The 14,478-nt window shown below is 56.7% G+C and carries 12 protein-coding genes; 6 read left to right on the top strand and 6 right to left on the bottom strand.

The window, feature by feature from the left end; translation table 11 throughout:
• Positions 1-453 precede the first annotated feature (453 nt).
• The 6 genes from pcnB to KF947_RS13385 all read left to right on the top strand — a co-directional run bounded on the left by pcnB (position 454) and on the right by KF947_RS13385 (position 6,287).
• The gene (gene pcnB, locus KF947_RS13410) at positions 454-1,836 is read left to right on the top strand and encodes a polynucleotide adenylyltransferase PcnB (RefSeq protein WP_133731577.1); all 1,383 of its coding nucleotides are present in this window, start codon (positions 454-456) and stop codon (positions 1,834-1,836) included.
• Positions 1,836-2,330 (top strand): 2-amino-4-hydroxy-6-hydroxymethyldihydropteridine diphosphokinase, encoded by a 495-nt coding sequence (gene folK, locus KF947_RS13405; RefSeq protein WP_227404176.1) that lies wholly within the window; start codon positions 1,836-1,838, stop codon positions 2,328-2,330. The genes pcnB and folK overlap by 1 nt, the downstream gene beginning before the upstream one ends.
• Before the next feature lie 157 nt (positions 2,331-2,487).
• Positions 2,488-3,279: a 3-methyl-2-oxobutanoate hydroxymethyltransferase gene (gene panB, locus KF947_RS13400; protein ID WP_133731579.1), complete on the top strand. Its 792-nt coding sequence runs from the start codon at positions 2,488-2,490 to the stop codon at positions 3,277-3,279.
• 335 nt (positions 3,280-3,614) lie between these two features.
• Complete coding sequence (gene panC / locus KF947_RS13395; protein WP_133731580.1) at positions 3,615-4,478, top strand: pantoate--beta-alanine ligase; 864 nt, start codon at positions 3,615-3,617, stop codon at positions 4,476-4,478.
• A 29-nt stretch (positions 4,479-4,507) separates the two neighbouring features.
• Positions 4,508-4,888 carry an aspartate 1-decarboxylase gene (gene panD / locus KF947_RS13390; RefSeq protein ID WP_007111819.1) on the top strand — a complete coding sequence of 127 codons (381 nt, stop codon included), beginning with the start codon at positions 4,508-4,510 and terminating at the stop codon, positions 4,886-4,888.
• Between the two features lie 220 nt (positions 4,889-5,108).
• Entirely contained in the window at positions 5,109-6,287 is a 1,179-nt protein-coding gene (locus KF947_RS13385; RefSeq protein ID WP_133731581.1) for an acetyl-CoA C-acetyltransferase, read from the top strand.
• A 71-nt stretch (positions 6,288-6,358) separates the two neighbouring features.
• On the opposite strand, the gene KF947_RS13380 is transcribed toward KF947_RS13385, so the two are convergent.
• From KF947_RS13380 to infB, 6 genes are all read right to left on the bottom strand, one after another.
• Positions 6,359-7,528 carry an MFS transporter gene (locus tag KF947_RS13380; protein ID WP_227404175.1) on the bottom strand — a complete coding sequence of 390 codons (1,170 nt, stop codon included), beginning with the start codon at positions 7,526-7,528 and terminating at the stop codon, positions 6,359-6,361.
• Between the two features lie 189 nt (positions 7,529-7,717).
• The gene (gene pnp / locus KF947_RS13375; RefSeq protein ID WP_133731583.1) at positions 7,718-9,886 is read right to left on the bottom strand and encodes a polyribonucleotide nucleotidyltransferase; all 2,169 of its coding nucleotides are present in this window, start codon (positions 9,884-9,886) and stop codon (positions 7,718-7,720) included.
• A gap of 164 nt (positions 9,887-10,050) precedes the next feature.
• On the bottom strand, positions 10,051-10,320 hold the full coding sequence (gene rpsO, locus KF947_RS13370; protein WP_007111823.1) for a 30S ribosomal protein S15: 270 nt from the start codon (positions 10,318-10,320) through the stop codon (positions 10,051-10,053).
• 150 nt (positions 10,321-10,470) lie between these two features.
• A complete protein-coding gene (truB, locus tag KF947_RS13365) occupies positions 10,471-11,391 on the bottom strand; it encodes a tRNA pseudouridine(55) synthase TruB (RefSeq protein WP_227404174.1) in 921 nt (306 codons plus the stop codon).
• Entirely contained in the window at positions 11,391-11,843 is a 453-nt protein-coding gene (gene rbfA, locus KF947_RS13360; RefSeq protein ID WP_133731585.1) for a 30S ribosome-binding factor RbfA, read from the bottom strand. The genes truB and rbfA overlap by 1 nt, the downstream gene beginning before the upstream one ends.
• Positions 11,844-11,861: 18 nt before the next feature.
• Positions 11,862-14,462 (bottom strand): translation initiation factor IF-2, encoded by a 2,601-nt coding sequence (infB, locus tag KF947_RS13355; protein ID WP_133731586.1) that lies wholly within the window; start codon positions 14,460-14,462, stop codon positions 11,862-11,864.
• Positions 14,463-14,478 lie beyond the last annotated feature (16 nt).

Below are 14,478 nucleotides of genomic sequence, written 5' to 3'. Positions count from 1 at the left end.
GCGACGTACAACGTGACTTGGCATCCTAATAACAACAATAGCTGTCAGCGTGTACACCCCGGCGCCAATAATAATTCCCCGGGGGGAGAAAAGTTCGCGGTTGGATTATTGTTTTGAATACGAGGCGGTCGGAACCATCGTTATCCTTACGCCTACCGACTGCGGTGCGTATTCAGGGCGATGTGCCATCATGAAGAAAAATAGCAGCACGGAAGCTGATTAATTGCTTGACAGGGGAGGCTCTCTTAGCCTCCCCTTTCCGTGTTTAAAGCCTGGGCTTAAAACCTGTGTTAGCCTCCGCCAGCGTCAAATGCTTTGCAAGCCGCTCTTTGCAAGCCATAGAGGGTCGGCTACACTCAGCCATTCGTGGTTTATGTTCAGTACTCGTTTGACGTGTTTTCTAACGACTATTTTTACGGCCATTTTTTCGTACCTGCGAGTTGAAATCGTCGCATGTTTAAAGGATTTACCCGTTTCCTACACAGCCCGGGGGAGCAATTGAAAACCTTGCTTGATCCCCAAGAGAGCACCACCAACGCCCTCACTCCGCGCAACATCCCTCGGTCCGAGCACCCTGTTTCTCGCCAGCACATCAGCGATGCCGCGTTAAAAGTGCTTTATCGCCTTAGCGGCGCGGGTTTCGACGCCTATTTGGTGGGCGGCTGCATTCGTGATGCGCTGCTTGGCAAGATGCCCAAAGATTTTGATGTCGCCACCAACGCCACGCCAGAGCAGGTTCGCGATCTATTTCGTAACTCGCGCCTGATCGGCCGCCGTTTTCGGATTGTCCATGTTCGCTTTGGCCGCGAGGTCATTGAGGTCACCACCTTCCGTGGCAAACCCCAAGACGAGCATGGCGACCACATTGCCCACCAGTCCGATGAAGGGTTACTGCTGCGCGACAATGTGTGGGGCAATATTGAAGAAGACGCGCTGCGCCGCGACTTTACCGTTAATGCGCTCTACTACAATATCGCCGACTTCAGCATCACTGATTTTGCCAATGGTGCCGAGGATATTAAGACCCGCACCCTGCGCCTGATTGGCGACCCGGCGACACGCTACCGCGAAGACCCGGTACGCATGCTGCGGGCGGTGCGCTTTGCGGCTAAGCTCGACTTCACGCTAGACCCCGCCACCGAAGCGCCGATGTACGATCAGGCACCGCTGCTGCTGCAGATTCCACCAGCACGGCTATTCGATGAAGTCCTCAAGCTGTTTATGTCGGGCCACGGTTTGGTCACCTTCCGGCTACTCAGCCACTACGGCCTGTTCGGCATGCTGTTCCCCGAGGCCGAAGAAGCCATGGCCGATGCCGCCTGGGCCGAAGAGCTGATTGAGCAGGCGCTGACCAACACCGATAAACGTATTGCCGAAGAGCGCCCCGTCACCCCGGCCTTCCTGCTGGCAGCGTTTTTATGGGCCCCGGTCAAGCATCGCCAGGAAGCGCTGGAGCAAGAGGGCATGCCGCCCATTCCGGCGCTTCAAGCAGCCGCTCAGCAGGTGGTATCCCGGCAGTTAGAGTTCACCTCGATTCCCAAGCGCTTTGGCATCCCCATGCGGGAAATTTGGGAATTACAGCAGCGCCTACCCCAGCGGCGCGGTAAAAAGGCCTTTCAAACCCGCGAACATTCGCGTTTCAGAGCGGGCTATGACCTGCTGCTGCTGCGCGAACAGGCGGGCGAGATACCCAGTGGTTTAGGCGAATGGTGGACGGCGTTTCAGCGCGGCGATGAGCACGAACAGCGTCGCCTGCTGCAAAAAGTTGGCGGCGACCCCGCCAGCCAGGGCGACCGTCGTCGCAAACGGCGCCGTAAGCCGAGCGCGCCGGAGTAGTGGGTGCTCCTCCCCAACTCGCCTATGTCGGCTTGGGTAGCAATCTGGAGTCGCCTATCGAGCAGGTTCGCGAGGCCCTCAACGAGCTGGCAATGCTACCGCTAAGTCGATTGGTGGCAGCATCATCGCTTTACGCCAGCCGCCCGGTGGGGCCGCAGGATCAGCCGGACTTTATCAACGCGGTGGCAGCGCTGGAGACCCGGCTCTCGCCGCTGGCGCTACTCGACCAGCTTCAGGCGTTAGAGCAGCAGCATCGCCGCCGCCGCCAGCGCCACTGGGGGCCCCGCACGCTCGATCTTGACCTGCTGCTCTACGCTGATGACCATATCAACTCCCCGCGTTTACGCGTACCGCACCCGCAAATGACTGCCCGGGCCTTTGTATTGCTCCCCCTCGCAGAGATCGCCCCCTCTCTAGACCTCCTCCAACAGCCGCTATCCACGTGGCTTGAGCAAGTTGAGAACCAAGGTTTGGAACGCTTACCCTGCGCCTAGTTGCGGCTAACGCTACCATTTGACACAAATCTCGACACCGACACCCCATTCAGGTAACAATTGCCGGTTACGCCACTTCGCGCATGCAGGGATGCAGCATCAATAATGGTCGGCTGCCTATGTCGCAGCGGCCTCACGTAAAACATGAGAGCACGCCATGAAAACCGTCACCCTAAGCACGCTGCAGGCCTATAAGCAGGCTGGCGAGACGTTCAGTTGCCTAACCGCTTACGACGCCTCCTTTGCCCATGCGGCAAGCCAGGCAGGCATTGATGTCCTGCTCGTCGGTGATTCGCTGGGCATGGTGCTACAGGGCCATAACAGCACCCTCCCCGTCACCATTGACGACATCGTTTACCACACCCGCTGCGCGGCACGTGGTAAAGGCCATAGCCTGCTGATGGTGGATCTACCCTTTATGAGCAACGCCACCACCGAGCGCCTGTTGGAAGATGCCGGTGCCGTGATGCGCGCGGGAGCGGAACTGGTCAAGCTGGAAGGCGAAGCGTGGATGGCCGATGGCATTCGTGAACTCACCCGCCGCGGCGTACCGGTATGTGCCCACCTAGGCTTAACCCCGCAAACCGTGCATCAGCTAGGCGGCTATAAAGTGCAGGGGCGCGACGCCGCTCAAGCGGAACGCATCATTAATGACGCAAAAGTACTTGTCGAGGCGGGCGCTTCGGTGATTCTGCTCGAGTGCGTTCCTGCCAGTCTGGGCAAAGCGGTCACCGCTGCGCTGGATGTGCCGGTGATTGGCATTGGCGCAGGGCCAGATACCGATGGCCAGATTCTGGTGATGCACGATGTGCTCGGTATCACCCATGGCCGCACACCCCGCTTTGTAAAAAACTTCATGGCCGAGGCTGATAGCATTCAAGCTGCTTTTCAGGACTACCATGAAGCGGTCAAAACCCGCGCCTTCCCGGCTCAAGAGCACTGTTTTTAATCGGTTTTTCGTCGCTCAGTGTGGAATTAACTCTGCCAGCATGAAGATAGTTCCTGTGGGAGGGAGCTTCAGCTCGCGAATGTTTGGGCTATTAGCATGATGAAGCCAAGGGGGTGCCTGCGGCACCCTTCGTCGAAGTGTCGAACCACCGCTGAAGCGGCCTCCCACAACAGATAGCTGGCTTAGTGGTTGCGATCTGAATCGTGAGATACAAAATAGCCAACCAATATTAAATCTACATTTGATGACGAATAGCCTTTAATCACTGTTTTTAAGCGCCGTTTTTAAAAGACGCCTTAACTATCGCCCCACTTTGTTACTAATGCGAAACGACTATGCGCACTTTGCGAGACATTGATCAGCTACGCAGCACGCTGCGAGATTACCGCCAACGCGGCCAGCGTATTGCCCTGGTACCCACCATGGGCAACCTACATGCCGGGCACCTAGCGCTGGTCGCCTGCGCGCGCCAGCACGCCGATATCGTGGTCGCAAGCCTGTTCGTCAATCCGATGCAGTTTGGCCCAGGCGAAGATTTAGACGGCTACCCGCGTACCTTTGATGCCGATCAAGCGCAGCTTATCGAGGCTGGCTGCGACGTGCTGTTCGCCCCGGCGGTGAGCTCGCTCTACCCCAACGGCTTGGACGCCCAGACCCGCGTGCATGTGCCCGTGGTGGGCGAAGGGCTGTGCGGCGGCTCACGCCCCGGCCATTTCGACGGTGTCTCCACCGTGGTCAGCATGCTGTTTAATCTGGTACAGCCAGACGTTGCCTGCTTTGGGGAGAAGGATTACCAGCAGCTGGCGGTGATTAGGAAGCTGGTGTGCGACCTGCACATGCCTATCGAGATTATCGGCGTGCCCATCGTGCGCGCAGAAGATGGCTTGGCACTGTCATCACGCAACGGCTATTTGAGTAGCGAGGAGCGTGCAATCGCCCCTGCGCTTTATCGCACGCTGTGTACGCTTCGCGATGCGTTAGAGCGAGGAGAACCTATCGAAAAGGTACTACACCAGGGCCACACCGCGCTGTATGATGCGGGCTTTACGCTGGACTACCTGGAACTGCGCGATGCCACGCTAGGCCCCATTAACCTAGCGACCCGCCATGCGGTACTGCTGGCCGCCGCCAAGCTGGGCCCGGCGCGATTAATCGACAACCTCACTGTTCGACTCCCGGCCAGCGCTGCCAGAGAATAAACAAACAACGGGTAAAAATAGGAACTCACATGCATACCATCATGCTCAAAGCCAAGCTGCACATGGCACGCGTCACTCACGCGGTACTCAACTACGAAGGCTCCTGCGCCATCGACGGCGACCTGCTGGATATGGCGGGCATTCGTGAAAATGAGCAGATCCAGATTTACAACGTCGAGAACGGCGAACGCTTCACCACTTACGCTATCCGCGGTGAGGAAGGCTCCAAGCTTATCTCGATCAACGGCGCTGCGGCCCACCTCGCCGCCCCTGGCCACCGGATCATTATCTGCAGCTACGCCCACTACTCCGAAGCAGAACTGGAAAATCACCAGCCTGCGCTGGTGTATCTGCAGGAAGGTAACCACGTCAGCCACACCAGCAATATTATTCCAGTGCAGCTAGCCTAATCAAAATTTGGCTAATCATAGCGCTTCTAACGCTTTCTCCTGACGGGCCACATGTTGGCCCGTTTTTATTTGCCTATAAATGCGTATTGCCGCCATGCACCACCTTCCCCTATGCTGAAGAGACGGCTGACAGAGTACGAATAAAAGAGTACGGCTGACAGAGCACGCCTATCGGGCATCTGGCTTCAGACTGTCTGTTAATTACTCGAGGAGTCATTTTATGCAAGAAGTAGTCATTGTTGCGGCACGCCGCACCGCTGTAGGCGCTTTCGGTGGTTCCCTGGCAGGTATTGCCGCGAGCGACCTGGGCGCCTTGGTAATCAAAGATATACTCGCCTCCACCGGCGTTTCTCCCGATCAAGTTGACGAAGTATTGCTGGGCCAGGTGCTCACCGCGGGCGTTGGCCAAAATCCGGCGCGCCAAGCGGCTATCAAAGGCGGCCTACCGGATTCGGTACCGGCCATGACCATCAACAAAGTGTGTGGCTCAGGCCTTAAAGCGCTGCATCTCGCGACTCAGGCAATTCGCTGCGGCGATGCCGAGCTGATTCTGGCCGGCGGCCAGGAAAATATGTCCGCCTCTCCACACGTGCTGCCCAACTCCCGCAACGGCCAGCGCATGGGTGATTGGAAGGCAATTGATTCCATGGTGCACGACGGCTTATGGGACGCTTTCAACAACTACCATATGGGCATTACCGCCGAGAACTTAGCCGAGAAGTACGGTATCACCCGCGAAGCGATGGACGAGTTCGCCGCAGCGTCACAGCAGAAAGCCGCTGCCGCCATCAAAGAAGGTAAGTTCAAAGGTCAGATCGTGCCGGTGGAAATTCCCCAGCGCAAAGGCGACCCGGTGGTGTTTGATACCGACGAGAACCCACGGGAAGTTACCGCGGAGAAGCTCGGCGGCATGCGCCCTGCGTTTAAGAAAGACGGTACCGTTACCGCCGGTAACGCCTCGGCGCTCAACGACGGCGCGGCGGTGGTGATGCTCTGCTCCGCCGAAAAAGCTAAGCAGTTGGGGCTAGAGCCACTGGCACGTATAGCGGCTTACTCCAATGCAGGCGTTGACCCTGCCATTATGGGTATCGGCCCCGCACCGGCCACTCGCCGCTGCTTGGAAAAAGCGGGCTGGAGCCTGGACGACCTGGACTTGGTGGAAGCCAACGAAGCGTTTGCCGCTCAAGCGCTATCCGTCAACAAAGAGCTCGGCTGGGATACGTCTAAAGTGAACGTCAACGGCGGCGCGATTGCCCTAGGCCACCCCATTGGTGCCTCCGGCTGCCGCGTACTGGTCACGCTGCTCCACGAAATGATCGCCCGCGACGCCAAGAAAGGCCTCGCGACGCTGTGTATCGGCGGCGGTCAGGGCGTAGCACTGGCTATCGAGCGTCCTTGATTATTGTTTGAGGTAAGCGCTTAGCCAATGCCCCCGCTGATCGCGGGGGCATTTTTTTTGCGCCTCTTGGCTCAACGTGTTTTCTGGCCAACGACCTTGGCTGGCGTGCTTAGTACCAGTAGCGCGCCTAGCAGGAATAATCCGGATGCGGCCCACATGGCAATGGGCAAGCTAGTGCCATCGACGATACGCCCACCCAGCATGGCGCCCAGGCCAATAGACATATTGAAGGTAAACGCCATCAATGCCGTGGCGGCTTCGGTGTTGGGTGCTGTGCGTATAATCCAGGTTTGAATGCTGACCGATACGCTGCCAAACACCGCGCCCCACATCATGAGCAACATGACGCCGCTGCTCGGCTGAACACCCAGCAGCGGGAACACGGCGACAACGATAAGCAGCAGGCTGGGAATCGCCAGCACAGCGCGGTAGGGGTGGCGTCCGGCAAACATGCCTGCCGCAATATTGCCCATAATGCCCGCCGCCCCATAAAGCAGCAGCAGGCTGCTCACATGGCGTTGGGAAATACCGCTGATCTCTTGCAGGATAGGGCTAATAAAGGTATAGGCAGCAAAGTGGCCAACCACTACAAAGGCGGTGGTTAACACCGCGACTCGCACACCGCGATTGCTAAACTGCTGCGCCAATACCCGCAAACGCACAGGTTCTCGCGGTGGTAGCGGCGGTAGCCAACACCACAGCGCAACGGCCGTTAACAGGCTTAGCCCTCCCAGCGCCCCAAAGGCGACCCGCCAGTTGCTTAGATCCCCCAGCAGCGTACCCAACGGCACACCCAGCACCGAGGCTGCCGCGACGCCACCAAAAATCATCGTCATCGCTTTTGGCACTTGGGCTTCAGGCACCAGCCGTGGGGCAATACTGCCCGCCACCGCCCAAAATCCACCAATACTAAGCCCCACTAATACCCGAGCGGCGAGCAGCAGGATAAAGCTGCCGGCCAATGCTGAAAGCACACTCCCTGCCACCATCACGGCCATCAATACAGTGAGCATAATGCGCCGATCCAAGCGCCCCACCGCTACCGGCAGCAGCGGGGCTGAAAAGGCAGCGACCACGCCGGGCACGGTGACCATTAAGCCTGCCATGCCGGGGGTAACGCCCATGCTCGATGCCACCTGGGAAAGCAACCCAATCGGCAGCTGCTCAGCGGTCACCAATAAAAAAATGCCGATCATCACGGCCACCACCGCCCACCAGCGCGGCGCTTGTTCCTGCTCCATCTACTGCTCCCTGATTCTTTAAATCCCGGCGAACAAAGCTATAGCTAACAGCAAAACCAGATCTAGCAAAAAGTGCTTAGCTAAAACGGTACCTAGCAAAAACAGTACTTAGTAAAAACAGTACTTAGTAAAAACACCGCCCCCGCAGCCAGAGGCTACGAGGGCGGTGTCAGAAACCTAGCCAGCGATTTAAATCGTCGCTTCGGTTTCCGCTGCTTCCGCTGCAAAAGCGGCTTTCTCTTCTTCGGTGATCTCTTTCATCGACAGCTTAACGCGGTTGCGGTTGTCGATATCCAGCACCTTAACGATCACGTCATCGCCTTCGTTCAAGAAGTCGCGCACGTTATTAACGCGCTCGGCTACGATCTGCGAGATGTGAACCAAACCATCGGTACCCGGCATGATGTTAACGAACGCACCGAAGTCGGCAATACGCACGACCTTGCCGTGATACAGCTTGCCGATTTCCGCTTCAGCGGTAATCGCCAGTACGGTGTCGATGGCGCGCTTGGCGGCGGCTTTATCTTCCGCGTAGATACGCACGGTGCCATCGTCGTCGAGGTCAATAGAGGCGCCGGTGTCTTCGCAGATTTTGCGAATGGTTGCGCCACCTTTACCGATTACGTCGCGGATTTTGTCTGGATCGATTTTAATCGTTGCCATGGACGGCGCGTTGTCGGAGACATCGCTACGGCTCTGGCTGATCACGACATTCATTTGCTCGAGAATACTCAGTCGCGCGGTCAGTGCTTGCTGCAGCGCGAGCTCCATAATCTCTTCGTTGATGCCTTCGATCTTGATGTCCATCTGCAGGGCGGTGACGCCCTCTTCGGAACCGGCAACTTTAAAGTCCATATCGCCGAGGTGATCTTCGTCACCCAGGATATCGGTCAATACCGCAAAACCGTCCGGGTCTTTTACCAAGCCCATGGCAATACCGGCGACCGGTGCTTTTAACGGCACGCCTGCGTCCATCAGGGCCAGCGAAGAGCCACATACAGAGGCCATGGAGCTGGAACCGTTAGACTCGGTAATTTCAGACACCACACGAATGGTGTAAGGGAAGACGTCTTCTGACGGCAGCATTGCCTGCACGCCACGACGTGCTAAGCGGCCATGGCCGATTTCGCGACGCTTCGGGCCACCCATAAAGCCGGCTTCACCCACCGAGTAGGGAGGGAAGTTGTAGTGCAGCATAAAGCGGTCTTTACGCTCACCTTCCAGTGATTCGATTAGCTGTGAATCACGCAGCGTGCCCAGCGTTGCTACGGCAATCGCCTGGGTCTCACCACGCGTAAAGACGGCAGAGCCGTGCGCTTTTGGCAGCACACCGACTTCGATGGCCAGCGGACGAACGGTTTGATTGTCACGACCGTCAATACGCGGCTCGCCTTTGACCACCCGTGAACGCACAACGCGTTTTTCCAGGCTAGCAAAAGCACCTTTGACGTCATCTTTACTGAACTTGTCGTTAACCGGTTCGCCTTCATCGGCTGCCAGCTGTTCAATCGCCTGGTCTTTCAACTCAGCCAGTGCATCCTGGCGCTGCATTTTGTCGGTGATGCGGTAAGCGTCGCCCACTTTAGCTTCAAAGGCATCGGCCATGGCGGCTTTGAGCGCCTGGTTCTCTTCGGCGGCCTGCCACTCCCAGCGCGGTTTGCCCGCTTCAGCGACCAGTTCGTTAATGGCACTGATCGCGACCTGCATTTCCTGGTGACCGAACAGAACGGCGCCCAGCATTTCATCTTCGAGCAGCTCTTTTGCTTCAGACTCAACCATCAGCACGGCTTTTTCAGTACCGGCAACGACCATGTCGAGCTCAGAGGAGGCCAGTTCTTCAACCGTTGGGTTGAGGAAGTAGCCTTTCTCTTCGTTAAAACCAACCCGGGCTGCGCCAATCGGGCCACTAAAAGGCACGCCAGAGATGCTCAGCGCCGCGGAGGTGCCAAGCAGTGCGGCGATATCCGGATCGTGGTTACGGTCGGTAGAGAGAACGGTACACACGACCTGCACTTCGTTCATGAAGCCTTTGGGAAACAGCGGACGGATCGGGCGATCAATCAGCCGCGAGGTCAGCGTCTCTTTCTCGGTGGGACGACCTTCGCGCTTGAAGAAGCCGCCAGGAATCTTGCCCACTGCGTAGGTTTTCTCTTGGTAGTGTACCGAGAGGGGGAAAAAGGGTTGGCTCGGATTTGCCTCTTTACGAGCAACAACGGTACACAGCACGACGGTGTCATCCATGGTAACCATGACAGCGCCGGTAGCTTGGCGGGCAATACGCCCGGTTTCGAGCGTGACGGTGCTACGACCGTACTGGAACGTTTTCTTTACCGGATTCACAGCGACTTCCTTCAGCATTATCAATATCTACTTGTCTATTCGTTTAGGTCGTTTTGACTCGTTACCATTCTAGGCGCTGGAGCGCGATAGGGCTACCAGTTCCCTACTTGCCGTAAACACGAAACATAAAAAAACGGGCAGCTCACAAGGAGCTGCCCGTTTCTAATCGTTGCCGTTAAGGCTTAACGACGCAGACCTAAACGCTGAATCAGAGACTGATAGCGTTCGAAATCTTTACGCTTTAGGTAGTCCAGCAGCTTACGACGCTGGTTAACCATGCGGATCAGACCACGACGCGAGTGGTGATCCTGTTTGTTGGTCTTGAAGTGATCCTGCAGGCCATTAATGTTGGCGCTCAGCAGTGCAACCTGCACTTCAGGGGAACCGGTATCGTTGTCGCCGCGGCCGTATTCAGTGACGATCTCGGCCTTCTTCTCAGCGGTTAAAGCCATCTGTCTCTCCAGTAAGCAATATGCCTAAAAATGAATGGTTGAGACCACGCATATTTGCAGTCTCAGGCTACTGTTTTCTACGTACACGTTTCGACGTGCACGTCGGATCTTGCAATTTTCACGTAGACGGCCGCCTCCTTGCAACGCTGTTTACGAGATAGCGACGGTACTTAACAGTCGCTTAGGCGCCACTTCCTGAGCACCTTTCACTACGCCAAGGCCGATAAACGTCTCGGCGTAATAAAGTCGGGCTACTTCGTCCGGGGCTAATGCGCCGGTTTCGAGAGCAGCGGGCTGGCCATGGGCCAAACGTGAATGGGCGGTGTCGTCTACCGTCAGTAACGGTAAATGGTTCACCAACACATCCACGGGCATCAGCTCAGCTTCCAGTGCCGCTTGGTCGGCCAATGCTTCCAAGGCCTCTAGCGTCCACATCGCGTCGGCTAAAAAAGGTCCCGTTTTGAGCCTTCTTAGTTGACTGATGTGTGCACCACAGCCAAGCGCTTGGCCAATATCTTCGGCTAACGTGCGGATGTAAGTGCCTTTACTGCAGCTTACTTCCAGTTCAAAAGCAGTGCCTTCAAACGATAGCAGGCGCGCATCATACACGCTTACGCGCCGGGCTGCACGCTCTACCTGCTTGCCTTCACGGGCCAACTCGTAAAGTTTTTTGCCCTGATGCTTGAGGGCAGAATACATGGGCGGCACTTGGTCAATCTCACCGCGAAAACGGGTGAGCACAGCTTCCACGTCATCGGCGCTTAGGCTGGGAACCTCATGCTGCTCAATAATCGTGCCTTCTGCATCGCCGGTATCGGTGATCAACCCTAGCTCTACCCGGGTGCGATACACCTTGTCGGCTTCCAGCAAGTGCGATGAAAACTTGGTCGCTTCGCCTAGACAAATCGGCAATAACCCGGTTGCCATCGGGTCTAGCGTGCCGGTGTGCCCGGCTTTTTGAGCCTGGAACAACCGACGCACACGCTGCAGCGCATGGTTGCTGGAAACGCCCTTGGGCTTATCCAGCAGTAGTACGCCATTAACCGGCAAACCGCGACGTTGACGCGCCACTAGCGAGTTTCCTCACTTTGCTGGGCGTCGCCGTCTGAGGCACTGTCTTGGCCAGCGTCTTGATAATCGTCATCATCATCGTTTTGATAGCGTGCACGATCCGTCGTCACCGCTTCATCAATCAATGAAGAAAGTTGCTGACCGCGCACCACGCTCTCATCGAAATGAAAACGCAGCTCCGGTACGTGACGTAGCTTGATGCGCTTGGCAATCTGGCTTCTTAGAAAACCGGCAGCGCGCTTAAGCACCTGCAGATTCTCTTTAATACGCTCGGGCTCTTGTTCACCCAACAGAGTGACGTAGACGTCGGAGTAGCCAAGGTCACGGCTAACGGTGACACCGCTGACCGTGACCATGCCCAAACGCGGGTCTTTCACTTCTCGTTGGATCAACACCGCCAGCTCCTTTTGGAGCTGGTCGGCTACCCGGTCGGTACGCTTAAATTCGCGCATGTTTAGCTCCTCGCAGCCTTACAGGCTACGCTCGACCTTCACTTGGTCGAAGACTTCGATCTTATCGCCGACTTGGACATCGTTGTAGTTCTTCACGCCGATGCCACACTCCATGCCGTTGCGCACTTCCTGCACATCGTCTTTGAAGCGGCGCAGCGATTCGAGTTCGCCTTCGTAGATCACCACGTCATCACGCAACACGCGGATCTTCTTATTACGGTGCACGCTGCCTTCAACCACCATACAGCCGGCGATGGCACCAATCTTCGGCGCCCGGAATACATCGCGCACTTCAGCAATACCGACGATCTCTTCTTTCCACTCAGGTGCGAGCATACCGCTCATCGCCTGTTTGACCTCGTCGATCAGCTGGTAAATAACGCTGTAGTAGCGCAGATCCAGACCTTCACGTTCGATGATCTCACGGGCAGCGGCGTCAGCACGGACGTTAAAGCCGACCACGATGGCTTCAGAAGCAAGCGCCAGGTTAGCATCGGTACCGGTGATACCACCGACACCCGAGGACACCACCGCCACTTCGACTTCATCGGTGGAAAGCTCTTCCAAGGCACCTTTGATCGCTTCCAGCGAGCCTTGCACATCGGCTTTGAGGACGATGTTGACCTTGGCCACTTCGTCTTGGCCCATCTGGCTGAACATGTTCTCCAGCTTGGCCTTCTGCTGACGCGCCAGGCGCACTTCACGGTATTTGCCTTGACGGAAGTTAGCCACTTCGCGGGCTTTCTTCTCGTCAGCGACAACCATAAAGTCATCACCGGCATCCGGCGTACCGCCCAAGCCTTGAATCTCTACCGGCATGGCCGGGCCAACCGAATCAACCTGCTGGGCAAGTTCGTTAGTCAGCGCACGTACGCGACCGTAGTGCAGACCTGCCAGGACGATATCGCCCTTTTTCAGCGTACCGTTCTGAACCAGTACGGTAGCCACAGGACCACGACCCTTATCAAGACGTGATTCAACCACCACGCCTTTACCCGGCGCAGAAGGAACCGCTTTAAGCTCGAGCACTTCAGAGGCCAGCTGGATCGCTTCCAGCAGCTCTTCCATACCTTCGCCGGTCTTGGCGGAGACGTGAACAAACTGCGTATCACCGCCCCACTCTTCGGAGATCACGCCGTGCTGCGAAAGCTCATTCTTGATGCGATCAAGATCGATACCATCTTTGTCGATCTTGTTGACCGCGACCACCATGGGCACTTCAGCAGCTTTGGAGTGTTCAATCGCCTCAATCGTCTGAGGCATCACGCCATCGTCGGCAGCCACAACCAGAATAACCACGTCTGTCGCCTTGGCACCACGGGCACGCATGGCGGTAAACGCCGCGTGGCCTGGGGTATCCAGGAAGGTCACGCCACCGTGGTTATCTTCCACGTGGTAGGCACCGATATGCTGGGTAATACCACCCGCTTCACCGGTCGCCACTTTCGCTTTACGGATGTAATCCAGCAGCGAGGTTTTACCGTGGTCAACGTGACCCATCACCGTCACAACGGGTGAGCGCGTGATCTCTTCGCCTTCATAGGAGATGCCTTCAAGCATTTCCGTTTCCAGCGCGTCATCTTTCACCAGCTTCGGCGTATGACCCATCTCTTCCACCACGATCGCAGCCGTATCCTGATCGATGGTTTGGTTGATGGTCACCGCAGCGCCCATGTTAAACATGGCCTTGATCACTTCGTTGGCCTTGATCGACATCTTGTCGGCCAATTCCGCTACGCTGATCGATTCAGGGATCGATACTTCACGCACGATCGGCTGAGTCGGCTTCTGGAAAGCGTGCTTGCCATTGCCGGTCTGATTGCCACCACGGCGACCACCGCGACGCTGTTCGGCACGTTTTACCTTCTTACCGCCGCCACCGCGCTTGCGCTCTTCGCGATCACCACGATCTTCATCGTCACGGCGACCTTTGTTCTTCGCTGCCGTTTTCTTAGGCGGAGCGGTACGACGGTCAGTGCGGCCCTCTTTCGGCGGCGCTGGCGGCATATCGTCACCGGACGGCGTATCGTCGATTTCAAGATTCGGCACCGGAATGTCGGGCGTAGCCGGTGCTTTGGCTGCAGCAGGCGCTTTCGGCTTGGCTTCAGACTCTTTACTGCGAGCCGTCGCTTCAGCTTCTTTATTACTACGCGCGGTGGCTTCCGCTACCTGTGCAGCGCGGGCTTTCTTAGCAGCGGCTTTTTCTTCGGCTTCACGCGCATCAGACACTTTGCGCTCAGCTTCGGCTTCCGCCATATCGCCCACTAGCTGGCGCGGGCCGGTATAGCTAGGCTCCGGCGCTTTCGGCTTTTCATCTTCAGCGCTTTTGACGTAGGTTTTTTTCTTACGTACCTGCACTTCAATGGTTTTGCCGCGCTCGCCGGTATTGATACGGCTACGGGTTTTGCGCGTCAGCGTGATGCGGTTTTTGCCCGCTTCAGGGGTGTCGCTACCGCCGTGGCTCTTCTTCAAGAAACTCAGTAGCTTCTGCTTATCTTCTTCAGACACAGCATCGCTTTCAGAAGCGTGTTTCAAACCCGCTTCTTTCATTTGCTCTAGTAGGCGAGGCACATCACGGCCCACCTTTCCTGCGAAATCTTTAACTGTCATATCTGACATATTGACCCTCCTCAGC

This window comes from Halomonas sp. FeN2 (assembly GCF_020595105.1).
GTDB lineage: Bacteria > Pseudomonadota > Gammaproteobacteria > Pseudomonadales > Halomonadaceae > Vreelandella > Vreelandella neptunia.
Note: the sequence above shows the minus strand (reverse complement) of the source record. Positions and strands in the feature narration are given on the sequence as shown.